Source organism: Salinisphaera sp. LB1, assembly GCF_003177035.1.
Classification (GTDB): Bacteria; Pseudomonadota; Gammaproteobacteria; order Nevskiales; family Salinisphaeraceae; genus Salinisphaera.
This window is the reverse complement of record NZ_CP029488.1, coordinates 338,336-361,748: the sequence shown is the minus strand read 5'-3', so window position 1 is coordinate 361,748 and position 23,413 is coordinate 338,336. Positions and strand designations below refer to the sequence as shown.

Here is a 23,413-nt window from a genome sequence, read left to right as displayed (position 1 = left end):
GACTTTCGGCCTGCATGGCGTGGTCGCCCGGCGTCGGCTTCAACGATGGCTCAAAAACTGGGCGAATTCGCGGCCCTCGCGCAACCGGCGTCCGATCATGCTGGGATGGCGCACCATTTCAGCCGTCAGCTCGGCGATCTTGCCGGGCCGGAAGTAGAAACGCTTGTAGAAGGTTTCCACCGACTCGAAGATCTCCTCCTTGCCCAGATGCGGATAGCTGATCGGGGCGATCTGCACGCCATCGTCGTTGACCAGCGCCTCGGGGCCGCTGGCATCGAGCCAGCCGTTTTCCATGGCTTCGTCGTACAGGCGCGTGCCCGGATAGGGCGCGGCCAGTGAAACCTGGATCGTGTGCGGATTGATCTCGCGCGCGAAATCGATGGTCTCGCGAATCGTCTCGCGCGTTTCGCCCGGCAGCCCCAGGATGAAGGTGCCGTGGATGGTGATGCCGAGCTTGCGGCAGTTCTTGGTGAACTCGCGGGCGATATCGGTACGCAGACCCTTCTTGATGTTATGCAGGATCTGGTTGTTGCCGGACTCGTAGCCCACCAGCAGCAGCCGCAGGCCGTTTTCCTTCATGATCTTGAGCGTCTTGTACGGCACATTGGCCTTGGCATTGCACGACCAGGTGACGCCGAGCTTGCCCAGTCCCCGGGCGATCTCCTCCACCCGTGGCTTGAAGTCGGTGAAGGTATCGTCGTCGAAGAAGATTTCCTTGACGTGCGGCATCTCGCGCTGGATATAGGCCACTTCCGCGACCACGTTCTCGGGGCTGCGCACCCGGTAACGATGCCCGCCGACCGTCTGTGGCCAGAGGCAGAAGGTGCATTTCGAACGGCAACCGCGCCCGGTGTAGAACGACACGTACGGGTGTTCGAGATAGCCGATGAAGTAGTTCTCGATGGTCAGATCGCGCTTGTAGACCTCGGAGACGAACGGCAGCTCGTCCATGTTCTCGATCATCGGCCGGTCGGGATTGCGCACATGCTCGCCGTTGGCATCGCGCCAGGTCAGCCCGAGAACGCCGGACAGGTCACGGCCTTCGGCGACTTCCTTGCAGGTGTAGTCGAACTCCTCGCGGCCCACGAAGTCGATGGCGGTCGAGGCGCCCAGCGAGCCGTCCGGATCCACCGCGACCTTGGCGCCGACCATGCCGATCAGCAGTTTCGGGTTCTCGCGTTTGAACGCCTCGGCGACCTTCACGTCGGTGGCGAACGAAGGCGAACTGGTATGCATGATCACCAGTTCGTATTCGTGTGCAAGCGGCAGCACGTCGTCCAGGCTCAGGCCATCCGCGGGCGCGTCGATCAGACGACTGCCGGGGACCAGGGCCGCCGGCTGGGCCAGCCAGGTGGGATACCAGAACGACTTGATTTCGCGCTTGGCCTGGTAGCGTGCGCCGGCACCGCCGTCGAAGCCGTCGAAGGAGGGCGGATGCAGGAAGAGCGTTTTCATCAGTGCTTATCCATTGACTGTGGTTTCATGGAGCCGTCGGAGCCGATCCGGTAGGTATAGCCTCGCCAGCGGATCGAACGGTTTGATAGTCCGTTGAGCCAGTCGTATAGCGTCAGGAACTCTCGCAACGGCCAAAGCCATAGGCCGTCGGTCGCGGCGCGCCCGGCACGACGGTTCTGAACTCCGTGCAAAGCTACGTCCGCAGTGATTGTCACACCCAGCAGTACGATAGAGATAGGCTGCGCGCAACTTATTATAACGCCGCACAAGGCCATGGGCAGGGTACAACTGACGAACAGAAAGCCGTAACTGACCGGGGCGAGCAGACGGATCGTGCGCATCCATCGCGTTTCGTGGCGGCGCAGGCCGCGCAGGCTGGGCTCGTCGACCGTGGTTTCGACCACGACGTCCGACAGCACGACCGAGCGCCCGAGCGCCCGGATCTGTTGCCCGAGCTGGTGATCGTCGGCCAGGTGGTCTGCCAGCGCCGCAAAGCCGCCGATCCGGGCAAGATCCTCGCGGCGCAGCGCCAGGGTCGCGCCCGCCGCGTAGTCCTGTACGCCGAACAGACGGGCCACGAGTACCGACGGCATGAACCAGTCGTCGATGAAAAGCGTCGCAAGACGGGACCAGCGTGCCGCGGTCGCCCGGCCGCGATAAAGACAGGTCACCAGGCCCACGTCCGAATCGGCGAGTGGCGCGGTCACGCGGTGGAGGTAGTCGGGGCGGACATGGATGTCGCTGTCGGCCAGTACGATGTGCTCGTGGCGAGCCACGGCCATCATGTTGACCAGGTTGCTGACCTTACGATTGCTGCCCCATTCACGCGTATCGAGCACGATGTCGATGTCGTGCTCCGGATAGGCCGCGCGGATGCGCCGGGCCACGGCAAGCGCCGGATCCGTGTCGTCCTGCACACCGAACACGATCTGGAATTTCGGGTAATCCTGTTCCACACATGAGCGCAGTGCTGACTCGAGCTCGGTTTCCGCGCCGCACAGCGGCTTGAGCAGCGTGACCGGCGGCGCCGCACCACGGGCTGCGGCGCGGCGGCGTTGCTTCGGACCCAGACAGGCCGCCAGCAGTGCCATCAGGCTGTAGCCGCCGGCAAGACCGGCCAGAACAAAACCCAGGGTGTGGAAGACCTCGGAAGCGTTTATCACATCGGCGCAGGGTTGGGGCTGAATTCGATCGGCACGTGACGGCGGGGCCGTGCCGAATTCGTCGGGGCGGCAGAAGATAGCGCAAAAGCGCGGTTCGCGCAGTGACAGTGTGTCCGGACGCAGCGTCCTGGCACGCGAATCCATCCGCTTGTTTCGGTGCACTTTTCCCGCCATTGCGGCGTTGCGGCCACGGACTGCATTTCCGGAGACGGCCCGTGGCCGCGCCTTGTGCGGCACGAAAATCATGCGAAATGCAGGTCTAGACTGCCGGACCAGCGGCGCGCGCCTCGTCGGCAATATCGATCACGACCTTGCCGATCGCAGCACCGGCTTCCAGATGCGCGTGCGCCGCCCCCACATCGCCCAGGTTGAAACGGCGCTCGTCGAGCAGCGGCACAAGCTGGCCGGCGGCCACCAGCGCGCCCGCCCGGGTGAGAATTTCGCCGTGGTGCGCCGGATTCACGCCGTTGAGCATGGCCGTGAGCATGAAGATGGTATGCAGGGTCAGGCTCTTGGTGTGCATCGGCGTCAGATCGGCCGAGTACTGTGACACGATGGTCGCAACCTGGCCGTTGACGCGGACCGCGGCGAACGATTTGCCGATGTCCGAGCCGCCGGTGGCGTCGAAGACCACGTCGAAGCCGCGGCCGCCGGTCAGCCGCTCGACGTATTCAGCGACCGATTCCTCGCGGTAGTGAATGGTCTCGTCGGCCCCGCAGCGGCGGGCGATCGCCGCCTTGTCGGCGCTCGAGACCGTGGTCGCCACGCGCGCCCCCTGGGCCTTGGCGATCTGGATCGCGATATGGCCCACACCGCCGGCGCCGCCGTGGATGAGCACATGATCGCCGGGCGCGACGCGCGTTCGATCGATCAGTGCTTCCCAGGCCGTGATCGTGACCAGCGGCAGGGCCGCGGTTTCGCGCCAGCCGAGCCCAGCCGGCTTGAACGCCATCAATTCGGCATCGACCACCACATACTCGCCGTAGGCGCCGCCGCGGCCGACCAGGCCGGCCGCGCAGCCATAGACGGCATCGCCGACGGCAAACCGCCGCACGTTGTCGCCCACGGCGTCGACTTCGCCGGCCACGTCGCAGCCGAGTACGGCCGGTAGCGCGGGCGCGATCGCCGGGCCGGCGGCGCGGAGTTTGGTGTCGACCGGGTTCACGCTCGAGGCGATCTGGCGCACGCGAATCTGGCCCGGGCCCGGTTCGGGCAGCGCCACGTCGGCGGTCTCGAAGACGTCGGGCGTGCCGAACTGTCGAATCTGTTGAATTTGCATGAAAAGCCGAAGGCTTGGATTTCGGGGCTCAACATACGCCAAACAAGGCATTTTGGCATAGCCGCATGGCAGACCAAGGTCCAGTGTCGCGCGATTCGCGGGCCCCGCATTGTGCATTTCAGGGCGCCGGTCGCAGCCCGGTTACAAGACGCGGCGGCGATCAACAACGCTTTGCATCCTGGGGGAATCATGAAGCGGAACTGGACAGTGGGCGTCGCCATCGCCATCGCGGCATCGCTGGCTGCCTGCGGCGGCAACAACAATAGCAACGACAACAGCCAGGCCAGCGCGGCCGGCCCCGAGGCGAGCAGCCTGTACGCGCCGGTTTCCCAGAATGCGGTGATTCCGTTTCCGAACAATCTGCTGTTCGTCGATGCCAACAACACCACCGGCCTGCTGGCCGGCGTGAGCGCCGATGGCACGCTCAATATCCCGGATGCGACCGGTGCCAATCCGGTGATTGCCGACGCGAACAAGCTGGACGGGTTCTCCACCACCGATAATCTGTATGCCGATTTCTCCGGCGCGGATATCGACGTCGCCACGGCCAATAATGGCAGCGTACGCGTTATTGATGCGGCGACCGGGTCGGAACTCGCGGCCGGCACCGACTTCGACGTGGTGAAATCGCCCGACGTGGTCGACCACACGCGGTTGCTGATTCGGCCGCTCAAGCCGCTGGACCCGGCCACCACGTACTACGTGGTCATCACCGACCAGCTCAAGACCACCGATGGCGGCCGTGTGGCGCCCAGCGATCAATTCGCGATCGCGGATTCGGCCAGCGCGGTCGGCTCCGATGCCAATCCGGCGGCCCACTTCAGCGCGGCGCAGCAGGCCAGCCTGGAATCCATCCGTAGTCAACAGATTCGCCCGATCCTAGACAGCGTGTCCGACGCCAGCGCCAGCAATGTCGTCGTCGCCTGGCAGTTCACGACCCAGAGCATCGGCGCCTCGCTGCGTTACGTTGCAGCGCATCCGACGCCCAACCCGAACGGCAGCAGCGACGGCGGCATCCGGGTTCAGCCGCTGCCCAACGGCCAGGGCGGTCAGCTCTCGACCGGCGATATCAACGCCAACCTGCCGGATACCGCGAATATCTACCAGGGCACGGTGGATCTGTCGTACTACCTCGCCGCTGCCGCGCACAACGGCACCGCGACGCCGGCGCCGTTGACCACTTATTGGGTGCCGGACGATCAGATGAGCCCAGAGTACGCCCCAGGCCATGCGCCGTTGCCGACGCCTAATGGCGGCTCGATTCCCTGCAGTGTGCTGACGGCGAGCGATTCCACCACGGGCTGCTTCCCGTATCCGAAGGTGCGCTCGGTGCAATCGGTACCCGTGCTGGTGGCCGTGCCGAACGCCAACAGTCCGAGTGGCGGCCAGCCGCCCGCGGGCGGCTGGCCGGTGGTGATTTTCCAGCATGGCATCACCGGCGATCGCACCAACATGTTCGCGGTGGCCCCCGCGCTGGCCGCGGCCGGTTTCGTGACCGTGGCCATCGATCTGCCGCTGCATGGGCTTGCGCCGGGCAAGGCGCTGGCGATCGCCGGCCACGAGCGGACCTTCGACCTGGATGCCAACGGCGACGGTGTGGTCGATCCGTCCGGGGCGAATTTCATCAACCTGACGAGTCCCATTACCTCGCGTGACAATCTGCGCGAGGCGGTGGCCGATCTGATCGACCTCAACGCTACCGTCATGCAGGGCTCGATTACCGTCGTGGGCGGCAACGCGATCAAGCTCAACGGGCAGCCGAGCCAGTTCCTCGGCCATTCGCTGGGCGCGATCGTGGGGTCGACGCTAATGGGCGTGACCTCTAACCAGGCCTTCGACGCGGCGACGCTCGCCAACCCGGGCGGTGGCGTCATTCGCCTGCTGGGCGGTTCGGCGGCCTTCGGCCCGAAGATCGCGGCGGGGCTGAAGGCGGCCGGTGTCGGCGAGGGCAGCGCGGCCTACCAAAACTTCCTGCGACTGGCCCAGACCATCGTCGACGGCGGCGATCCGATCAACTACGCAAAAACCGCGGCGGTGCGCCATCCGCTGCACATGATCGAGGTCGTGGGGGGCGGCAACGGCGGCGTGAATCCGCCCGATCTGGTGGTGCCGAACGCCGTACCGGCCAACGTCGGTCCGGACTTCATGCCGGCGACCAGCGGCGCTTGTCCGGCCACCGCCGGCTATACCCCGGCACTGGATACCGTCTGTGTCGGCGGCCCGTTGTCGGGGACCAATCCGTTGGTGGCGGCGATGGGTCTGGCTTCGGTCGCCGAAAGCGTGCCCTTCCAGGCCGGCAGCCAGCCAGCCGATAGCGTGGTGCGCTTTGCCAGCGGTGCGCACAGCACGATCCTGGATCCGACCGCGGGCACGGCCAACGGCAGTGTCGACCCGCAGGAAGGCGCGGCGACCAGCGCTGAAATGCAGTGCGAGAGCGCCGGCTTCCTGGCGGCGGCAGCCGCCGGTGCCGCCAGTCCGACGATTCCACTGGGCTGTCGTCAGTAGGCGCGTGACCGGCGGCGTGCCGCCGCCGGTTCGGGGACGCCGCGCCCGCCATCCGGTCCACCCGTGGGTGGGCCGCGGCGTTGTCGCATCCGGGTGCGGCTGGCTACACTACCCGGCCGACCGGGTTCAGGCTGGCAGAGCGGTCCCGCGCCGTTGCCCGGGCCCGGCATGGTTTTCATCCATGCGCCGCATCGCGCCGTCCGAGCATCGTCAATGAGCATCAAATCCGACAAGTGGATCCGCCGCATGGCCGAGAGCGAAGGCATGATCGAGCCGTTCGAGCCCGGCCAGGTGCGGGAGCGCGACGGCGAGAAGATCGTCTCCTACGGCGTGTCCAGCTATGGCTACGACGTGCGCTGTTCGCCGCACTTCAAGATCTTCACCAACATCAACACGGCGGTGGTCGATCCCAAGGCGTTCGATTCGAGGGGCTTCGTGGATTTCGAAGGCGAGACCTGCATCATCCCGCCGAATTCGTTCGCGCTGGCCTCGACGGTCGAGTACTTTCGCATCCCGCGCAGCGTGCTCACGATCTGCCTCGGCAAGTCGACCTATGCCCGCTGCGGCATCATCGTCAATGTCACACCGCTGGAGCCCGAGTGGGAAGGCCACGTGACGCTCGAGTTCTCCAACACCACGACGCTGCCGGCGAAGATCTACGCCAATGAGGGCGTGGCACAGATGCTGTTCCTGGAGTCGGACGAAGTCTGCGAAACGTCCTACGCCGACCGCGGCGGCAAGTACCAGGGCCAGCGCGGTGTGACCCTGCCGCGCGCCTGAACCCGTTGGCCAAAGCGTTTACTGCGCCCAGTCGGCTGAGTAAGAAAGGATATTTGTCCGCAAATGCACGCGAATGAGCGCAAAATTTAAAAACAATGCCTTGACGGTAGGTCGGATTAGCGCGCAGCGCGTAATCCGACGCTCAATCGGCGAGTTCCGAGGCTCGGCTGTCGGATTACGGTGCAAGCACCTAATCCGACCTACGTAACTGTCTGATATTGCGTTTATCATCGGCAGTTAATTTGTCTACACCCTCGTTGTGCATAATCAAGAACGCCAATGACGCGAATGCAAGATATGTCTGCTTGTCATTCTGCGTTTATTTCGCGTTCATTTGCGGACTGACCTTCATCGGCGGGGCCTCGCAACGAAGTAAGCGAGGGCATTTGTCCGCCGATACACGCGAATGAGTGCAAATAAGAAGTAAAGATTAAGGCAGTGCGGCTTCGGCTGTGCGAGCAAATTGCGTCGTCAAGCCGTTGCGTGAGCTTTATCCCTGCTCGGCAGGGTTTTGATGAAGGCCGACAGATGCCTTGAGCGGTTATGGTCAGCCGAAAACGTGATTCGGGCGCTGGGATGAATAGTCCGCCACTATTAATCCGGCATCAAAACAGCTGACTTCATCAGCTGTTTTCAAAGCCTTCAAAAATAAAAGCCGGCGCCTGTCCGTCTTTTATTTTCAAAGGCTTCGCGGCCGATGGCCGCGGCGAGCATGCGGTCGCGTACTCGCGCTATGAACCCGAAAAATCATCTATTTTTGTGCCGGGTTAATAACGCTAATGCAAGAGTTCGTGTGCTCTTCATTCTGCGTTTATTTGCGTCATCGGTTGGGTCTCACTCACAGTCGACAACAGCCCAAACCACTGGTTAGTGGCCGGTGGCCTCGCTGCGCGACAGCGATTGCATCGTCAGGACATACTGCGTGTTGCCGTCCTCGAGACGCCGCACCTGAACGGGAATCCAATCCGCATTGCGCGCCAGCCAGAAGGTCAGCGCGTGATGATGCTGGCCGTCGCGGGCCAGTTTGACGGTATCGAAGATGCCCCCGGGTGTTTTCAGGTTGCCCGCGTCGCTCACATGCACCTTGTAGGTTTGCAAGCCGTCGTCGTCGACCAGGAGGAAGCGGTGTCCCGTGGGCAGCGTGTTGCCGGGGCGGGTCGAGGCCAGCCAGCGGCGGGCCGCGATCTGCAATGACATCGGGTCCTGCGTGCCGGGTTTGATCGCGTAGGTCTGGCTGTCGCCCTTCCCGTTCTTATACTGAACGGTCATGGCCGACCAGTCGAACTTCAGGGTGTAGCTATGGCCCGGCTTGCCGTCGACGTGATGACGGAAATATCGGGGCTGGACCTGGTCGTCGACGATACAGAAGCGGGTCTCGTCGTCGATGTTGCCCAGGAACATGTGGACCAGCGCGTTGGGTTTGGCATGGCCGGCATAGATGTAACAGCCGTCCTGCTGGCCCGGCTTCAGGCTGAAATGGGCATCGCCCAGCGGCAGCCCGGATTTGCGCACGCTATAGACCGCGCTGAAGGCATCGGTGGGCGAGGCCAGTGTGGCGGGGCTGATGAGGGCGAGGCCCAGCCCCGCGAGCAGAACGGTTGCCAGATATGCCGTAATCTTCATGGGCCGGGCGTGTCCTCGTCGTAGTCGATGATCAGCGGCTCGGATTGCAGGCGGCCGTCGCGATGAATGCCGTCGTCCCGCCAGACCACCCGCCCCGAGATGAGGTCGTCGAGTGCGGCGGCGTACAGGCGCTGTTCGATGCGATCCATGATGCGGTCGGCAAGCATGTCGGCGGTGTCGCCCGGACGAATGGTAATGCGGCCCTGGCGGATCACTGGACCGTCGTCCAGCGTGGGAGTGACGAAATGCACGCTGGCGCCATGGTCGCGATCGCCGGCGGCCAGGGCGCGCTCGTGCGTGTGCAGGCCCTTGTATCGGGGCAGCAGCGACGGGTGGATGTTGACGATGCGCCCGGCAAAGCGTTCGACGAAGGTATCGCTTAGCACCCGCATGAAGCCGGCCAGCACGATCCAGTCGGGCTTCTCCGCGGCGATCCGGTGCGCCAGCGCCGCGTCATAGCTTTCCCGATCCGGGAAATGGCGCGGCGAGATGCTGACCGCGGGCACGCCGGCCAAGCGCGCCGTCTGCAGGCCCGGGGCGCGCGTCTTGTTGCTCACGACCAGGGCGATCTCGGCGTTGAGTTCGCCGGCGCCGATCGCCCGCATGATGGCTTCTAGGTTGCGCCCGCGCCCTGAAATGAGCACGACCAGCCGGGCCGGGCGTTTGTGTTCGCTCGCGCTCATCAAACGATGCGCACGGCGGGCTCGTTATCTTCGCGGGTATGCACGTGGCCGATCTCGAACACGGTCTCGCCCGCGTCTTCGAGCACCGTGCGCGCCGTTGCGCCCTGATCGGCCGGCAGCACGATGCAGTAACCGATCCCGTTGTTGAAGGTCCGCGCCATTTCCTCGGCGGCCACGTTGCCGGCCTCGGCGAGCCAGTCGAACACTGCCGGTCGTTGCCAGGCCGAGCCCTCGATGGTCACGGCCTTGTCCCCGGGCACGACGCGGGCCAGGTTTTCGGCCAGCCCGCCGCCGGTGACGTGGGCCATGCCGTGGACGGTGGTCCGGGTCAGCAGCTCGCGCACGGCCGCCACATAAATGCGCGTCGGTGCCAGCAATGCATCCAGTAGGCTGTGCTCGTTGCCGATCGGCGCCATCAGATCGGCGCTGCTGGCCTCGATGATGCGGCGGATCAGGGAATAACCGTTGGAGTGCGGCCCACTGGAGGCCAGGCCCAGCACCACGTCGTTTTCTTCGATGGCCGAACCATCGATGCGCTCATCGTATTCGACCACGCCCACGGTAAAGCCGGCCAGATCGAAATCGCCCGCGCCGTACATGCCGGGCATCTCGGCGGTTTCACCGCCGATGAGCGCCGCGCCCGCGCGGCGACAGCCTTCGGCGATGCTGGCGATGACCGGGCCGGCCACGTCGGCGTCGAGATGGGCGGTGGCGTAGTAATCGAGAAAGAACAGCGGTTCCGCGCCGGCAACCAGCACGTCGTTGACGCACATCGCGACCAGGTCGATGCCGATACCCTCGAAGCGCGCATGGTCGATGGCCAGGCGCAGCTTGGTGCCGACGCCGTCGGTTCCCGAGACCAGCACCGGTCGGCGATAGCGATCGACCGGCAGTTCGAACAGGCCGCCGAAGCCGCCCAGGCCGCCGATCACCTCGGGGCGGCGGGTGGCTTCCACGGGGCCGCGGATGGCGTCGACCAGGCGGTTGCCGGCATCGATATCCACGCCGGCATCGGCGTAGGTCAGGGAGGGACGATCGCTCAAGATCAGGCCTTCTCGGTTGCGTGAACCAAACGCCGGAACTCCGGCAGCAGCGTGCTATTGTACCGTTTCGAAGAGCACGACTGGGATTGCGCTCCGACACCCATGACCGAAGGCGATAGCTGACAGAAATGCGTGGACGCACACTCGCCCTGATCGGCGTGGCGGGGCTCGTTCTGGTTATCGTGCTGCTGCACGGCATGCTGTTGCCGTTCGTGCTCGGCGCCGGACTGGCTTATGTCTGCGACCCGATCGTCGATCGTCTGGAACGCCTGCGGCTCAATCGTACGCTCGGCGTGATCGTGGTGTTCGCCGCCATGATTCTGTTATTCGCGCTCCTGGTCTTCCTGCTGTTGCCGATCCTGCAGGCGCAGTTCGATACGCTCGTGCGCAGCCTGCCACGCTATCTGGACTGGGCACAGCATGCCTTCAACCCCTGGATCCGGCGTCTGGCCCCGGGGGTCGGCGGGATCGACGCGGATTCCATCCGTCAACTCATCGCCAACAACTGGGGCAGCGCTGGCGGTTTTGCCTCAGCGATCGCCAAGAAAGCGTTTTCGTCCGGAACGACGCTTTTGTCGTGGGCGATCAACCTGTTGCTCGTGCCCGTGATCATGTTCTACCTGCTGCGCGACTGGGATCGCATGACCGGGTTCATTCGTGCCCAGCTGCCGCGGCGCTACGAAGCCACCATCACCGAGCTCGCGCGCGAGACCGACGACGTGCTCGGCCATTTCCTGCGGGGCCAGGCGCTGGTGATGCTGGTGCTGGGCACGATTTATATCGTCGGCCTGTGGTTGGCCGGGCTGGATCTGGCCCTGGTGATCGGGCTGGGCGCCGGATTGATCAGTTTCGTACCCTATGTCGGCGTCATCTCCGGCGTGTGCATGGCGAGTGTGGCGATGCTGGTGCAGACCGGCGACCCCTATCAGCTGATCTGGGTGGCGCTGGTGTTCAGTATCGGCCAGCTCATGGAGCAGATGGTGCTGACGCCGCTCATGCTGGGCGAAGCGATCGGCCTGCATCCGGTCTGGGTCATCTTTGCCGTGCTGGCCGGCGGGCAGCTGTTCGGCTTCATCGGCGTGTTGCTGGCGCTGCCCACGGCCGCGACCATCGCGGTGATCGTGCGCTACGCCGGCCGACGCTGGCGGGCAAGCCGCCTGTACCTTCAGGAATAGGCGCCTGTTGGCCTGGGCTGTCGCGCCGCGCGGTTGCCCGCGGCTGGTCATACCGGCATGCTAGCGCATCGTCGCGCAGGGGGCGCGGCGTCGATCCATCCATGTCAGGTTCGTATGCCCGTACAGCTCGTTCTCGGTGTTCAGCTGCCGGCTTCGGCGACATTGTCGGCCTTCGTCGGCCACACCAACGCCGATGCCAAGGCCGCGGTGGCCGAGGTCGTGGACGGACGCAGCGAGCGATTGTTCGTGGCCGGGCCGGCGAACTGCGGCAAGACCCATCTGCTGCAGGCGGCGTGCCGGGCGATCGGCGACGCCGGACGGCGCAGCGTCTATCTGCCGCTGGCCCAGGTCCGTGAGCCGATCGGCTCGCTGCTTGAAGGGCTGGCCGACATGGACTGTGTCTGCGTCGACGACGTGGATGCCATCGCCGGCGACCGCGACGCCGAGATCGCACTGCTGGGCCTGTCCGACCAGCTGCGATCGCGGGGTAGTCGTCTGCTCGCCGCCGGTTCGGCCGTGCCGCGCGAGCTCGGGCTGGCCCTGCCCGATCTGGCCAGCCGGCTGGGCTGGGGCGGGGTGGTGGTCTGCCGCGCGCTGGACGACGACGACAAGCGCGAACTTTTGATTCGACGGGCCGAACAGCGCGGCATGGATATGCCGGAGGCGACCGCCCGCTGGTTGATACGGCACGGCGAGGCCGGGGTGCCGGAACTGATGGCCATGCTCGACACTCTGGATCGCGCCTCGCTGGCCGCTCACCGTCGGCTGACGATTCCCTTCGTCAAGCAGGCGCTGGGCTACGGCTGAGCCCTCACGCCTGGCGGGACAAGCGCCGGGCCACGTCGGCCACCCGGGCGCCGAGATTGCGTGCGAGTTTCTTCTCGATCTCCGTGAGTGGTTTGTCGCCCAGCATGCCGGCGACGTGGCTGGCGCCATACGGCGTGCCGCCGGAATCGGTCTCGGCGAGCAGATCGTCGGCGGTGTAGGTCAGCCCGGTAATCAGCATGCCGTGGTGGATGAGCGGCAGCATCATCGACATCAGTGTGGTTTCCTGTCCGCCGTGCAGGCTCCCGGTGGAGGTAAACACCGCGCCCGGTTTGCCGGCCAGCGTGCCCGACAGCCACTGGCCGGATAATGTGTCGATGAAGTACTTGAGCGGGGCCGCCATGTTGCCGAAACGCGTCGGCGAGCCGAGGATCAGGCCGGCGCAATCCTCCAGATCGTCGGGGTCGACATAGGGCGCGCCGGACGTCGGTACTTCGGGATCCGTCGCCGCGGTGGTGGGCGAGACACGCGGGACGGTGCGTACCCGCGCGCCCATGCCGTCGATGCGCGCGACGCCGCGGGCGACTTCGTTGGCCAGTTGTTCGGTCGCGCCGTTGCGACTGTAGTAGATGATGAGGATGTCCCGGGTCATGACTTGGCCGTTGCGAGTTCGATGGAGGGTCATGCTGTTGCCCGGCGCAGCCGGTGTCCAGTCGCGCTCACGGAATCCGCCAGTTCCGGCTTAGCGCATTCTCGACCCGCAGTGGATACCAGAGCTGGCCCAGGCTGCCGTTGTAGCGCGCCAGGGCACGCGTGAGATTGCCGTGCTCGAGCTTCAGGTCATAGGAGAGGATCGCGCAGCCATAGCGGAGATTGGTCGCGCGATCGAACAGGTTATCGTCCGGCGCGCCGATCTCGTGGCGCCAGAACGGCATGATCTGCATCAAGCCTTCGGCGCCAGCGGACGACAGCGCGAAGCGCTTGAAGCCGGATTCGACCTGAATCAGCGCGAGCACCCATTGCGGCGACAGCCCGGCGGCGGTGGCCGCCGCATGCACATCGCGCAGCAAATTCAGCCGACGCTGGACATCCGGCACGCGCGGGGCCAGCCGGTGCGACATGTCCACCAGCCAGACTTCTGCATCGAAGCGATTCTTGAAGCCCCTGGAATCGGCCACCGCCTTCTTCAGCGCGGAGCGCATACCCGGCTGCATGTGCGCCGGCACCGCGGCCGCGCCCAAAGCGGCTGGCGCGCTGAAAATCGCGAGGCCAGCCAGGACGGCGGCCGGCAAACACGAAATCAGTCCGCGAATGAACACAAAACGACGCAAACAAGATAATTCGGCCGGGTATGGCGCACCGGTCAGACGCCCCGTGGCCTGTCCAGCGATCAAGTATCCGAGGCCCTTTCTCCCCATCGTGGCGATGCAAATAACGTGGGCGCGATGCCCGTTAAAAAACTTCGACCGCTTTGAAAGAGCAAAGCAGTCCGCCAATAAACGTCGATGCATGCGAGTACAAGACACGTCGACGGATCATTTTGCGTCGATTACGCGTTCATTTGCGGATCGCTTTACATTCATGGCCGTTCGCCGACGCCGGCTTCGATGAAACGCCCGGCTACCCCTGACTAAACACTTTGCACCCGCGCCTTGATGGCCGCGACATCGTGTGCGATCTCGCCGGATTCGGCGTCGCGCCGGCCCTTGTATTCCAGTTTGCCGGATTCCAGGCCGCGCTCCGACACCACGATGCGATGCGGGATGCCGATCAGCTCGGCGTCGGCGAACATGGGGCCGGGGCGCAGGCCGCGGTCGTCGTAGGCCACGTCCACGCCGGCCGCCTTGAGCTCGGTATAGAGCGTTTCGCAGGCCTCGCGCACGGCGGCCGACTTGTCGGCCTTGATCGGAATGATCACCAGATCGAACGGGGCGATGGCCTGCGGCCAGCAGATGCCGGCCTCGTCGTGGCACTGCTCGATCGCCGCGGCGACAATGCGCGAGACGCCAAAGCCGTAGCAGCCCATTTCCGGTACCACCGCGTTGCCGGATTCATCCAGCACGGTCAGATCCAGTGTCCGGCTGTACTTGTCGCCGAGCTGGAAGACATGGCCGACCTCGATGCCGCGCAGGATTTCCAGCGTGCCGCTGCCGGTCGGGCTGGCGTCACCCGCCATGACGTTGCGCAGGTCGGCGAAGCGCGGTTCGGGATGATCGCGGCCCCAGTTGAAGTGGATGAAGTGGGCGCCGTCGTAGTTCGCGCCTACGACCAGGTCGGCGGCATGCGCCAGGGCGAAGTCGGCAATGACCTCGACATGGGTGTTCACCGGGCCGATCGAGCCGGGGCCGGCCCCGAAATGCGCGCGGATGGTCGCCTCATCCGCCATGGTCAGCGGCGCGGCGATACCTGGCACGTTTTCGGCCTTGATTTCGTTCAGGCGATGATCGCCGCGCAGCATGAGCAGCACCGGGTCGCCCGATTCACCCATCACCACGATCGATTTGGCGGTTGCCGATTCCGGCACCCCCATGAACTCGGCCAGGCCGGCGATGGTGGTCACATCCGGCGTCTCGATCTTTTTCAGTTCGCCAGTGGGTGCGGCCCGCTCGCCCTCGGCCATGACCGTGGCGGCGGCCTCGATATTGGCGGCGTAGACGCCATCGGTGGAGACCGCCAGCTCATCTTCGCCGGACAATGCCAGCACATGGAACTCCTCCGACTTGGCGCCACCGATGTCGCCGGAGTCCGCGGCCACCACGCGGTAATCGAGTCCCATGCGGTCCAGGATCGCGCGGTAGGCGCCGCGCATGGCGCGGTATTCGCGGGCCAGATCGGCGGCGTCCATATGGAAGGAATAAGCATCCTTCATGATGAATTCGCGTGCCCGCATCAGGCCGAAGCGCGGACGGATCTCGTCGCGGAACTTGGTCTGGATCTGGTAGTAGGTCACCGGCAGTTGCTTGTAGCTGCGCACGTCGCGCTTGACGTAGTCGGTGATGACTTCTTCATGCGTGGGGCCGAAGCAGTATTCGCGCTCGGCGCGGTCGGTCATGCGCAGCATCAGCCCGCCCATGGCGTCCCAGCGGCCGGATTCACGCCAGAGTTCGGCGGGCTGGATCGCAGGCATGAGCATTTCCAGCGCGCCGATGGCCTCCATTTCGGCCCGGATGATGGCCTCGACCCGGCGCAGTACGCGCATACCCAGCGGCGACCAGCTGTAGAGGCCGGCGCCGAGGCGCCGGATCATGCCGGCGCGCAGCATCAGCTGATGAGAGACGATCTCGGCGTCGGCCGGCGTCTCCTTGGTGGTGGCCAGGGCGAAAGCGGAAAGGCGCATGAACAATGCCGTCGGTTGATCCAGTCTGCGATTCTACAAAAATCCGCCCGCCGCGGGCGGTTGTCGTGCCATTCCGGCCGGCGTTCAAGCGCCCACGATGGCGCCGTCTCACGACCCCGGCGCCGGTTTGTGTCCCCGCGTGGCCGAATGCCAACGGCCGCCGGTCCACTCGATCGGCCGTTCGAGCGGCACCTCGTTTGCCAGATCCCAGGCCCGGATCATGTCGCCCGAGCGCGCCGCCGGGGCCACGATCACGGCCACGGCCTCGGGATAGCTGTGGCCGCGCTGGTCGTGAATCGACGGTTCGGCCTCGCCGACCGGGTGCGAGTGATAGATGGCGATCAGCGTTTCGCGGCGTTCGCGCATGCGCTTGAACGCGGCGATCTGGTCGGCCGGGTCCATGTCGAACCGATCGGCGGCGCGCGCGGCGCGGTTGGCGATTGCATAGCGAACCACGGTGGCGTCGCCCCCGCTGGCAATCAGGCCGCAAAGCTCGATGCCCGGTGCGCGGCGTGCTTCCTCGAGCAATGTGTCACCGAGCCGCTCCGGCAGGGTCAGGGGCCCGGCCCGTGTCTTGTCGCGGCGATTGTTTCGCATTCAGCGAGGCTGGGCCCGTTCGGGGCCAGATCGCCCCCGGGCATCTCCCTGGGCATCGATGCTATAGCGCTCAAAGGTCGCACCGCAGACTGGCACGAGCTGAAAATCGAGCAGGCGCCAGTCCATCGCCTCGATCGCCTCGCGCGCGGCCTCGAAATGCGCCAGCGAGGCGTTGTCCTCCTGCGGGCAGATCAGCGCGACACCGGTCAGCAGGCGGCCTTCCTCGCGCAGCCGCACCCGCGCGTCGCGGACCCAGTCGCGTGCGCGCAGGTCGTCGCGGATTCGCGCGCCGAGCGGGTCGAGTTCGCTGCTGCCGATCCGTCGCGGGATTTCGTCGATGAGATCGCACACCGCGGTGTAGGCATGGCGCACGCCGTGCCAGGTGATATCGAGCCCGATGACGAGTGCGGCCGCGAAGTCCAGCCACCAGATCCCGAACCCGATACCGAGCACACCGATGATGGCAGCGCTGCCGGCCAGCCAGTTCACCCGGCCCATCGAGGCATCGGCATACAGGCCCTTGTCGTGCAGTTCGATTGCCAGCTGCCGACGGCGCTGGCCGATGATCCAGGGCACGGCCACGCTGTAGGCCAGCGCGGCGATAATCCACCAGCCGGTCCAGTGGGTCGGCCCGCCGACGGCATCGATCGTGTGCAGGCTGGGCTGGTGATGCGCGATCAGCGATCGCGCGCCAGCGACGACGAGATAGCCGCCCATGCAGGTCAGCGCCAGGCCCGAGGTTAAAAAAGCAATGCTGCCGGCGCGGTAGAAGCCATAGGGAAAGCGTCGCGTAGGCGGCCAGGACTCGACCCTGACGGCGAGCAGGAACGCGATCGGCGGCAGCAGCGACCACAGGCTCTTGAGCCAGACGGCATGCAGGGCCTGGCTCCAGCCGAGGGCGGCATACAGCACCCCGACCACGGTCATGCGCAGCACCAGGGTGCCCCATTCCTGGTAACGCGCGGTCTTGAGTTGCTCTTTTTTTTCGGCCGGCAACTGGCCGGGCCGGCGTGGTTGTGACCGGGAGTGTTCGGTCACGGATAAATGTGGATCGGGGTGCCGACCGGCACATGGGCCCAGATCTGATTGATCGCGCGGTTGGACACCGCGATGCAGCCATGCGTCCAGTCGCCGGTGCGCGGGCGGTCATCGTAGTCGGGCTGGCCGTGGATCATGATGTTGTTGCCGGGCGCGACGCCGAGCGCGGCTGCATGGGCGCGATCGGAAGGGTCCGGATAGGAGATGTGAATCGAGCGATGGAACTCGCTGTTCGGGTTGCGCCAGTCCAGCGTGTAGGCGCCGATCGGCGTCTTGTCGTCGCCGCGCCTGCGTTTGGTGCCGATCGGGTCGAGGCCGAGCGCGATCGGATACTGGGCGATGATCAGGCCGTGCCGGTAGAGATAGAGTTCGCGCTCGGATTTCATCACCACCACGAGATCGGCCTCGCCGTTCGGCGGGTTGTTGACGGTACTGGAGATGGTGGCACGGGCTGCTCCGGGCAGGCTGGCCGCGAGCAGAAAACCGACGACCATGAGTAGTGCCGCCGCCCCTCGTAAAAACACCGACATCATCCTCGACAAACCTCCCGTCGATCGTAGCGCGACCATTCCCATCAAGCCCTATCCGCCGGTTCGTACACTTCGCGCGGGCAAGCGTTTGTCACAGCGGCCCAGATAACGGTTAGCGGTCGCCTATCGCGTATTCGTACTCGCGGCGCATGCCGGCATCCAACCGCGGAGGGCGGGCTCGTATGAAATCGCTACAGCGCCTAGAATGCCACAAGCATCGACCACCGGGGCGACCAACGCGCCGCCCGAGGCTACCAATCCAGGGGACGAATCATGGCGAGCACTCCGCTTACGGTCATCAAGGGCGATGGTATCGGGCCCGATATCGTCGACGCCGCGCTGAAGGTGCTCGATGCACTGGATGTCGATTTCGAGCGCGAATACGTCGAGGTCGGCCAGGCGGCCCTGGACGCCGGGCAAAGCGATCCGCTACCGAAAGGCGCGGTGGAATCGATCGAGCGCACCGGCCTGGTGCTCAAGGGGCCGGTCACCACGCCGGTGGGCGAGGGCTATAGCTCGGTGAACGTCGCCATGCGCAAGCAGTTCGATCTGTATGCCAATGTCCGGCCTACGCTCAGCCTGCCCGGCACCCAGTCCCGCTATCACGATCTCGATATCATCACCGTGCGCGAGAACAAGGGCGGCATGTACTCGGGCGAAGGCCAGACGGTGTCCGCGGACGGCAACCGCGCCGAGGCGTTGTCGGTGGTCACGCGCGAGCAGTCGGAACAGATCGTGCGTTTTGCCTTCGACATGGCCCGGGCACGCGGCCGTAGGAAGGTCACGCTGGCGCACAAGGCCAACATCATGAAATCCACCTCGGGGCTGTTCCTGAAGGTCGGCCGCGAGATAGCTGGCGAATACGACGATCTCGAATACGAGGAAGTCATCGTCGATGCCTGCGCAATGAAGCTTGTCATGGCGCCGGAGAAATTCGATGTCATCGTCACCACCAACCTGTTCGGCGACATCATCTCGGATCTGTGTGCCGGCCTGGTGGGCGGCCTTGGTTTGGCGCCGGGGGCTAATATCGGCGACGACTGCGCGATGTTCGAGGCCGTGCACGGCAGCGCGCCGGATATCGCCGGCCAGGGCATCGCCAACCCGACCTCGGTGATCCTGGCCGCGGCACTCATGCTCGATCATCTCGATCGGGGCGACCAGGCCGAGCGAATCCGCAAGGCGGTGCGCGGGGCCATGGCCGACCACGACCGCACCACACCGGATATTGGGGGCGAAGGCTCCACTCAGTGCTTTGCCGACGCCATTATCGAACGCCTGTAGCGGCGGCTATGCTGACCGTATAAAAATAAAAATCCCCGCCGGGCCTTACAGCCGGGCGGGGATGTCTTGGTCGAGACGGTCGGCTAGGACGAGCGACCCGAGAAGCGGCGACGGAAGCCGACCAGCAGGGCGAGCGCCCCAAGGCCGAACAGTACCAGATTGCCCGGCTCCGGCACGTCGGAGTAGGCCAGGTTGTCGCTTTCGAACGCGTAACGTGTACTGGCCAGTGTCACGGCGTTGAAGGCCGGCAGCTGGAAGAAGTTCACGTAGCTATTGGTCGAGGCGGCCGTCTGATTGCCGTTGGCCGGCTCCGGGGTGATGATGTCGGTGCCGGTGTAGGACAGGTTTGTGCCGTCGTCCAACAGGAACGTCAGCGTATTGTAGGTATCGATCGAACCCCAGAGCAGCCCGAAGTAGTGGTTGCCACTGCCAACGCTGATGGTGGTGGATTGCGGTTTGGTCGACAGATTTTCCGGTACCGTCAGATACTTGGTGGTATCTTGAGTTCCGGCCCCGGCCGTCGGCGTGCCCGGCGCTGCGTTATGGCCGTTCGTGCTGCCATCGACGATGGCGTAGTTGCTGCCGGAACAACTGGCCGGTGCGCACGAGCCGCTTTCGAAGGTAAGAACGGTGGCGCTGGCGACGTTGGTGGTCGGCACGCTGTTGCTGTCGAGTTGCGAGCCATAATTGATGACGGTCGCCCCCGCGGTACCGCTGATCGCCAGGGCGGCGATTGCCGATGCGAAGATCAATTTTTTCTGCTTATTCACGGTGGCCTCCGGTGGATGTTGCCGAGATATAACAAGCCAGAACCGTGCCAAAAAAAATAGCCACTTAATTCATGGGGATGGAAACGGGCCGCGATCGGCGGCGTAAGGAAAGTCGACATATATCCCGCCCCGGGCGGTAGAGGTGTCAGGGTTTCCGGCAGTCGCGCACGGCCGAGCGTCACCCGTGGGCAGCCGGCCAGATCGGGCAGGGTTTCGCTATCCACGAGTGCGGCGTCGGCGAATAGCCGGCGCACAGCGGCGCTCTCCGAATGGCCATGTTCGACGAACAGGGCGCCGCCGGGGCGCAGATGCGTGCGGGCGCCGGCGGTCATTTGCGCGATATGGGCGAGACCATGACCCCGCGCCACCAGCGCATGGCGGGGCTCATGGCGCAGGGCTGGGTCGATGGAGGGCGGGTTGGACACGATCGCGTCAAAACGCGCGCCAGCCAGTGCGCCAGGATTCTGCCGACGCCGCCATTATCTAACGCCTGTAGCGGCGGATAGTCGGGCCGTATGAAAATAAAAATCCCCGCCGGGCATAAAGCCGGGCGGGGATGTCTCGGTCGAGACGGTCGGCTAGGACGAGCGACCCGAGAAGCGGCCACGGAAGCCGACCAACAGGGCGAGCGCCCCAAGGCCGAACAGCACCAGATTGCCCGGCTCCGGCACGTCGGAGTAGGCCAGGTTATCGCTCTCGAAAGCGTAGTACGAGCTGGACAGTGTCACGGCGTGGAAGGCCGGAAGCTGGAAGAAGTTCACATACCTCGTGGGCTTCCCCCGATTAACAGTTGCCGGATGCGACGCGAGGAGATACTTGCCGCTGTAGGTCTCGGACTTGTTCGTGGCGTCTAACTGGAACGTTAGCTTGTTGTAGCTATCGATCGAACCCCACAGCAGCCCGAAGTAGTGGTTGCCACTGCCCAGATTGATCGTCGCCGAACCACTGTGGTTGGCGGACGGAACGGCCAGAAAATACGATAAATCGCGCCCGCTCCCGTTATCATCGGTGGCCGGCCTGGCGTAGTGTGCCGGTGTACTTGAAGACGGTTGATTGGTGATTTCGTAGTCACCAGAGCACGTCGCCGGCGCGCAACTTTGATTCTCGAAGTCAATGACCGTGGCGCCGGCGACCTGGGTGGTCGGCGGCACGCCGTGAGTGGTGGTCGTGGGGTTGGAATCATAGCTGATGACGGTGGCGCCCGCGGTACCACTGATCGCCAGGGCGGCGATTGCTGATGCGAAGATTGTTATTTTCTGCTTATGCACGCTGATCCTTTGAGGGATATTGTCGTGGCCATACAAGCCAGAACCGTGCCAGAAAAAATAGTGTTTTAATTCATAGCCTTGCGCGATGGATTGATGTAATGTGTAAGGAAACTCGACATATGGGCCGCCGCGAGCAATATATGGGTCAGAGTCTCCGACAATCACGCATGGCCGAGCGTGACCCGCGCATGGCCGGCCATATCCGGCAGGGTTTCCACATCGATAAGTGCGGCGGCAGCGAATAGCCGGCGCACATCGGCGCCCTGCGTATGGCCATGCTCGACGAACAGGGCGCCGCCGGGGCGCAGATGCGTGCGGGCGCCGGTGGTTATTTGCACGATATCGGCCAGGCCATGAGCCTGCGCCACGAGCGCGTGGCGGGGTTCGTGGCGCAGTGCCGGGTCGTCCAGATGCGGGTCGGCCGGGTCGATGTAGGGCGGATTGGACACGATCGCGTCAAAACGCGCGCCGGCCAGCGCGTCGTACCAGTCGCCCTCGGCGAAGGCCACATTGGGCACGCCCAGGCGTTCGGCATTGCGGCGGGCCACGGTCAGGGCGTTGGCGTGGGCGTCGGTGGCTAGCAGTTGCCAGCGCGGCCGGGCATGGGCGAGCGCCAGCGCGATCGCGCCGCTGCCGGTGCCGAGGTCGGCGATGTGCAATGCGGCCTGCCCGGGTAGGCGGCTAAGAACCGCCTCGACCAGCGTTTCGGTATCCGGGCGTGGCACCAGCACGTCGGGCGTGACCCGGAGATCGAGTTCGTGAAAGCCGATCTGGCCGACGATGTAGGCCAGCGGTTCGCCGGCCAGCCGGCGTGCGACGGCGGTGTCTAGGCGTGCGGCGACCCCCGGTTCGACCGGCCTGTTGCCCTCGATGATCAGCCGCGCGCCGTTAAGGCCCGTGATCGCCTCGATCAAGCGGCGTGCATCGAGATCGGGGCTGTCGCTGATCGCGCGCAGGCGTCCGGCGACGGCCCGGCGTAACCCGTCCAGCGTGGGCGCGTCGGTCATCTGCGTGCCGGCGCGCTCAGGCCGCGCCCATTTCGGCCAGCAGATCGGCCTGATACTCGCTGGTCAGCGCGTCGATGATTTCGTCCAGATCGCCCGCGATCACATCCTCGAGCTTGTAGAGCGTCAGGTTGATGCGGTGGTCGGTGACCCGCCCCTGCGGGAAATTATAGGTGCGGATGCGCTCGGAACGGTCGCCGCTGCCCACGAGTCGCTTACGGGTGGCGGCCTGCTCGCTGGCCTGCTTGTCCTGTTCGGCGGTGAGCAGCTTGGTCTGCAGCAGACTCATGGCCCGGGCCCGGTTCTTGTGCTGCGAGCGCTCTTGCTGACACTCGACCACCACGCCGGTGGGGATATGCGTGATGCGGATCGCGGAGTCGGTCTTGTTGATGTGCTGCCCGCCGGCACCCTGGGCACGGAAGGTATCCACGCGCAGGTCGCTGGGGTCGATCTTGATGTCGGCGATCTCGTCCTGTTCCGGCAGCACGGCCACGGTGCAGGCCGAGGTGTGAATGCGGCCCTGGGACTCGGTGGCCGGCACGCGCTGCACGCGATGGGCGCCGGATTCGAACTTGAGCCGCGAGAATGCGCCGGTGCCGATCAGGCGCGAGATCACTTCCTTGTAGCCGCCGTGCTCGCCGTGCGATTCCGACAGGATCTCGACCTGCCAGCCCTGTTTCTCGGCGTAGGTCGAATACATGCGCATCAGGTCGCCGGCGAACAGTGCGGCCTCGTCGCCGCCCGTGCCGGCGCGGATTTCCAGATAGAGGTTCGCGTTGTCGTTGGGGTCCTTCGGGATCAGGTGGCGGCGCAGATCGGCCTCCAGACCATTCAGCCGCTCTCGGGCGTCAGCCAGTTCGGCCTCGGCCATCTCGCGCAGTTCGGCCTCGTCGGCCCCTTCCATTTCCTCGAGATCGGCGATTTCGTCGTTCAGCTCGCGCCAGGCGCGATAATCCGCCGCCAGCGATTCGAGCTGGGCGTACTCCTGCGACATGCGACGGAACTTGTTCTGGTCGTTGATGATGTCGGGGTCCGACATCGAATGCGCCAGATCTTCATGGCGTTCGACCAGCTCCTCGAGTTTCGCGCGCAGGGAATCCTTCATAGACAGGCC

Annotated in this window: 22 protein-coding genes; 5 read left to right on the top strand and 17 right to left on the bottom strand. The window is 65.0% G+C overall.

Annotated elements, in window-relative coordinates; genetic code table 11:
• Window positions 1-39: 39 nt before the first annotated feature.
• From hpnJ to SALB1_RS01565, 3 genes are read right to left on the bottom strand one after another with little or no spacing between them, the layout of a single operon-like run.
• Window positions 40-1,455 (bottom strand): hopanoid biosynthesis associated radical SAM protein HpnJ, encoded by a 1,416-nt coding sequence (gene hpnJ, locus SALB1_RS01575; RefSeq protein ID WP_109992259.1) that lies wholly within the window; start codon window positions 1,453-1,455, stop codon window positions 40-42.
• Window positions 1,455-2,855 carry a bacteriohopanetetrol glucosamine biosynthesis glycosyltransferase HpnI gene (gene hpnI / locus SALB1_RS01570; protein WP_222843050.1) on the bottom strand — a complete coding sequence of 467 codons (1,401 nt, stop codon included), beginning with the start codon at window positions 2,853-2,855 and terminating at the stop codon, window positions 1,455-1,457. Before hpnI ends, hpnJ begins: the two co-directional genes overlap by 1 nt.
• A 22-nt stretch (window positions 2,856-2,877) precedes the next feature.
• Entirely contained in the window at window positions 2,878-3,897 is a 1,020-nt protein-coding gene (locus tag SALB1_RS01565) for a zinc-dependent alcohol dehydrogenase family protein (RefSeq protein ID WP_109992257.1), read from the bottom strand.
• A gap of 189 nt (window positions 3,898-4,086) precedes the next feature.
• Here SALB1_RS01565 and SALB1_RS01560 point away from each other — a divergent pair, with 189 nt between their 5' ends.
• Together SALB1_RS01560 and dcd are read left to right on the top strand one after the other, a co-directional pair.
• The gene (locus tag SALB1_RS01560) at window positions 4,087-6,402 is read left to right on the top strand and encodes a hypothetical protein (protein ID WP_109992256.1); all 2,316 of its coding nucleotides are present in this window, start codon (window positions 4,087-4,089) and stop codon (window positions 6,400-6,402) included.
• Between the two features lie 213 nt (window positions 6,403-6,615).
• Window positions 6,616-7,182, top strand: coding sequence for a dCTP deaminase (dcd, locus tag SALB1_RS01555; RefSeq protein WP_109992255.1), 567 nt, complete (start codon window positions 6,616-6,618; stop codon window positions 7,180-7,182).
• Window positions 7,183-8,049: 867 nt separating this feature from the next.
• Here dcd and SALB1_RS01550 read toward each other — a convergent pair.
• From SALB1_RS01550 to purM, 3 genes are read right to left on the bottom strand one after another with little or no spacing between them, the layout of a single operon-like run.
• Window positions 8,050-8,805: a DUF3108 domain-containing protein gene (locus SALB1_RS01550; protein WP_109992254.1), complete on the bottom strand. Its 756-nt coding sequence runs from the start codon at window positions 8,803-8,805 to the stop codon at window positions 8,050-8,052.
• Window positions 8,802-9,488 (bottom strand): phosphoribosylglycinamide formyltransferase, encoded by a 687-nt coding sequence (gene purN, locus SALB1_RS01545; protein ID WP_109992253.1) that lies wholly within the window; start codon window positions 9,486-9,488, stop codon window positions 8,802-8,804. The genes SALB1_RS01550 and purN overlap by 4 nt, the downstream gene beginning before the upstream one ends.
• Window positions 9,488-10,531: a phosphoribosylformylglycinamidine cyclo-ligase gene (gene purM, locus SALB1_RS01540; protein ID WP_109992252.1), complete on the bottom strand. Its 1,044-nt coding sequence runs from the start codon at window positions 10,529-10,531 to the stop codon at window positions 9,488-9,490. Before purM ends, purN begins: the two co-directional genes overlap by 1 nt.
• Window positions 10,532-10,659: 128 nt before the next feature.
• On the opposite strand from purM, the gene SALB1_RS01535 reads away from it, so the two are divergent.
• The gene (locus SALB1_RS01535) at window positions 10,660-11,706 is read left to right on the top strand and encodes an AI-2E family transporter (RefSeq protein WP_109992251.1); all 1,047 of its coding nucleotides are present in this window, start codon (window positions 10,660-10,662) and stop codon (window positions 11,704-11,706) included.
• Window positions 11,707-11,820: 114 nt separating this feature from the next.
• The gene (gene hda / locus SALB1_RS01530; protein WP_158590577.1) at window positions 11,821-12,513 is read left to right on the top strand and encodes a DnaA regulatory inactivator Hda; all 693 of its coding nucleotides are present in this window, start codon (window positions 11,821-11,823) and stop codon (window positions 12,511-12,513) included.
• 4 nt (window positions 12,514-12,517) lie between these two features.
• Here hda and wrbA read toward each other — a convergent pair whose 3' ends face one another.
• From wrbA to SALB1_RS01500, 6 genes are all read right to left on the bottom strand, one after another.
• Entirely contained in the window at window positions 12,518-13,123 is a 606-nt protein-coding gene (wrbA, locus tag SALB1_RS01525; RefSeq protein ID WP_109992249.1) for an NAD(P)H:quinone oxidoreductase, read from the bottom strand.
• A 67-nt stretch (window positions 13,124-13,190) separates the two neighbouring features.
• Window positions 13,191-13,673 carry a transglycosylase SLT domain-containing protein gene (locus tag SALB1_RS01520; RefSeq protein ID WP_255414471.1) on the bottom strand — a complete coding sequence of 161 codons (483 nt, stop codon included), beginning with the start codon at window positions 13,671-13,673 and terminating at the stop codon, window positions 13,191-13,193.
• 428 nt (window positions 13,674-14,101) lie between these two features.
• Window positions 14,102-15,808, bottom strand: coding sequence for a proline--tRNA ligase (locus tag SALB1_RS01515; RefSeq protein ID WP_109992247.1), 1,707 nt, complete (start codon window positions 15,806-15,808; stop codon window positions 14,102-14,104).
• Between the two features lie 108 nt (window positions 15,809-15,916).
• Complete coding sequence (locus SALB1_RS01510; RefSeq protein ID WP_109992246.1) at window positions 15,917-16,405, bottom strand: Mov34/MPN/PAD-1 family protein; 489 nt, start codon at window positions 16,403-16,405, stop codon at window positions 15,917-15,919.
• Complete coding sequence (locus SALB1_RS01505; RefSeq protein WP_145961214.1) at window positions 16,406-17,443, bottom strand: cation transporter; 1,038 nt, start codon at window positions 17,441-17,443, stop codon at window positions 16,406-16,408.
• Window positions 17,440-17,967: a murein L,D-transpeptidase family protein gene (locus SALB1_RS01500; protein WP_199678647.1), complete on the bottom strand. Its 528-nt coding sequence runs from the start codon at window positions 17,965-17,967 to the stop codon at window positions 17,440-17,442. Before SALB1_RS01500 ends, SALB1_RS01505 begins: the two co-directional genes overlap by 4 nt.
• A gap of 279 nt (window positions 17,968-18,246) precedes the next feature.
• Here SALB1_RS01500 and SALB1_RS01495 point away from each other — a divergent pair, with 279 nt between their 5' ends.
• Window positions 18,247-19,257, top strand: a complete 1,011-nt coding sequence (locus tag SALB1_RS01495; RefSeq protein ID WP_109992243.1) for an isocitrate dehydrogenase — start codon at window positions 18,247-18,249, stop codon at window positions 19,255-19,257.
• A gap of 83 nt (window positions 19,258-19,340) precedes the next feature.
• On the opposite strand, the gene SALB1_RS01490 is transcribed toward SALB1_RS01495, so the two are convergent.
• The 5 genes from SALB1_RS01490 to prfA all read right to left on the bottom strand — a co-directional run bounded on the left by SALB1_RS01490 (window position 19,341) and on the right by prfA (window position 23,404).
• On the bottom strand, window positions 19,341-20,027 hold the full coding sequence (locus SALB1_RS01490) for a PEP-CTERM sorting domain-containing protein (protein WP_158590576.1): 687 nt from the start codon (window positions 20,025-20,027) through the stop codon (window positions 19,341-19,343).
• A complete protein-coding gene (locus tag SALB1_RS18635) occupies window positions 20,024-20,452 on the bottom strand; it encodes a hypothetical protein (protein ID WP_145961213.1) in 429 nt (142 codons plus the stop codon). The genes SALB1_RS01490 and SALB1_RS18635 overlap by 4 nt, the downstream gene beginning before the upstream one ends.
• A gap of 153 nt (window positions 20,453-20,605) precedes the next feature.
• Window positions 20,606-21,460, bottom strand: a complete 855-nt coding sequence (locus SALB1_RS01480; protein WP_158590575.1) for a PEP-CTERM sorting domain-containing protein — start codon at window positions 21,458-21,460, stop codon at window positions 20,606-20,608.
• A complete protein-coding gene (gene prmC, locus SALB1_RS01475; RefSeq protein ID WP_109992239.1) occupies window positions 21,457-22,302 on the bottom strand; it encodes a peptide chain release factor N(5)-glutamine methyltransferase in 846 nt (281 codons plus the stop codon). The genes SALB1_RS01480 and prmC overlap by 4 nt, the downstream gene beginning before the upstream one ends.
• A gap of 16 nt (window positions 22,303-22,318) precedes the next feature.
• On the bottom strand, window positions 22,319-23,404 hold the full coding sequence (gene prfA, locus SALB1_RS01470) for a peptide chain release factor 1 (RefSeq protein WP_109992238.1): 1,086 nt from the start codon (window positions 23,402-23,404) through the stop codon (window positions 22,319-22,321).
• Between the last annotated feature and the right edge of the window lie 9 nt (window positions 23,405-23,413).

What these genes read in the sequence shown, in the direction of transcription:
- purN (WP_109992253.1), bottom strand. Translation starts at nt 9,488, where the DNA reads ATGAGCGCGAGCGAACACAAACGCCCGGCCCGGCTGGTCGTGCTCATT.
- SALB1_RS01515 (WP_109992247.1), bottom strand. Translation starts at nt 15,808, where the DNA reads ATGCGCCTTTCCGCTTTCGCCCTGGCCACCACCAAGGAGACGCCGGCC.
- dcd (WP_109992255.1), top strand. Translation starts at nt 6,616, where the DNA reads ATGAGCATCAAATCCGACAAGTGGATCCGCCGCATGGCCGAGAGCGAA.
- hpnJ (WP_109992259.1), bottom strand. Translation starts at nt 1,455, where the DNA reads ATGAAAACGCTCTTCCTGCATCCGCCCTCCTTCGACGGCTTCGACGGC.
- SALB1_RS01510 (WP_109992246.1), bottom strand. Translation starts at nt 16,405, where the DNA reads ATGCGAAACAATCGCCGCGACAAGACACGGGCCGGGCCCCTGACCCTG.
- prmC (WP_109992239.1), bottom strand. Translation starts at nt 22,302, where the DNA reads ATGACCGACGCGCCCACGCTGGACGGGTTACGCCGGGCCGTCGCCGGA.
- wrbA (WP_109992249.1), bottom strand. Translation starts at nt 13,123, where the DNA reads ATGACCCGGGACATCCTCATCATCTACTACAGTCGCAACGGCGCGACC.
- SALB1_RS01495 (WP_109992243.1), top strand. Translation starts at nt 18,247, where the DNA reads ATGGCGAGCACTCCGCTTACGGTCATCAAGGGCGATGGTATCGGGCCC.
- SALB1_RS01535 (WP_109992251.1), top strand. Translation starts at nt 10,660, where the DNA reads ATGCGTGGACGCACACTCGCCCTGATCGGCGTGGCGGGGCTCGTTCTG.
- SALB1_RS01520 (WP_255414471.1), bottom strand. Translation starts at nt 13,673, where the DNA reads ATGCGCTCCGCGCTGAAGAAGGCGGTGGCCGATTCCAGGGGCTTCAAG.
- SALB1_RS01550 (WP_109992254.1), bottom strand. Translation starts at nt 8,805, where the DNA reads ATGAAGATTACGGCATATCTGGCAACCGTTCTGCTCGCGGGGCTGGGC.
- SALB1_RS01560 (WP_109992256.1), top strand. Translation starts at nt 4,087, where the DNA reads ATGAAGCGGAACTGGACAGTGGGCGTCGCCATCGCCATCGCGGCATCG.
- prfA (WP_109992238.1), bottom strand. Translation starts at nt 23,404, where the DNA reads ATGAAGGATTCCCTGCGCGCGAAACTCGAGGAGCTGGTCGAACGCCAT.
- hda (WP_158590577.1), top strand. Translation starts at nt 11,821, where the DNA reads ATGCCCGTACAGCTCGTTCTCGGTGTTCAGCTGCCGGCTTCGGCGACA.
- SALB1_RS01565 (WP_109992257.1), bottom strand. Translation starts at nt 3,897, where the DNA reads ATGCAAATTCAACAGATTCGACAGTTCGGCACGCCCGACGTCTTCGAG.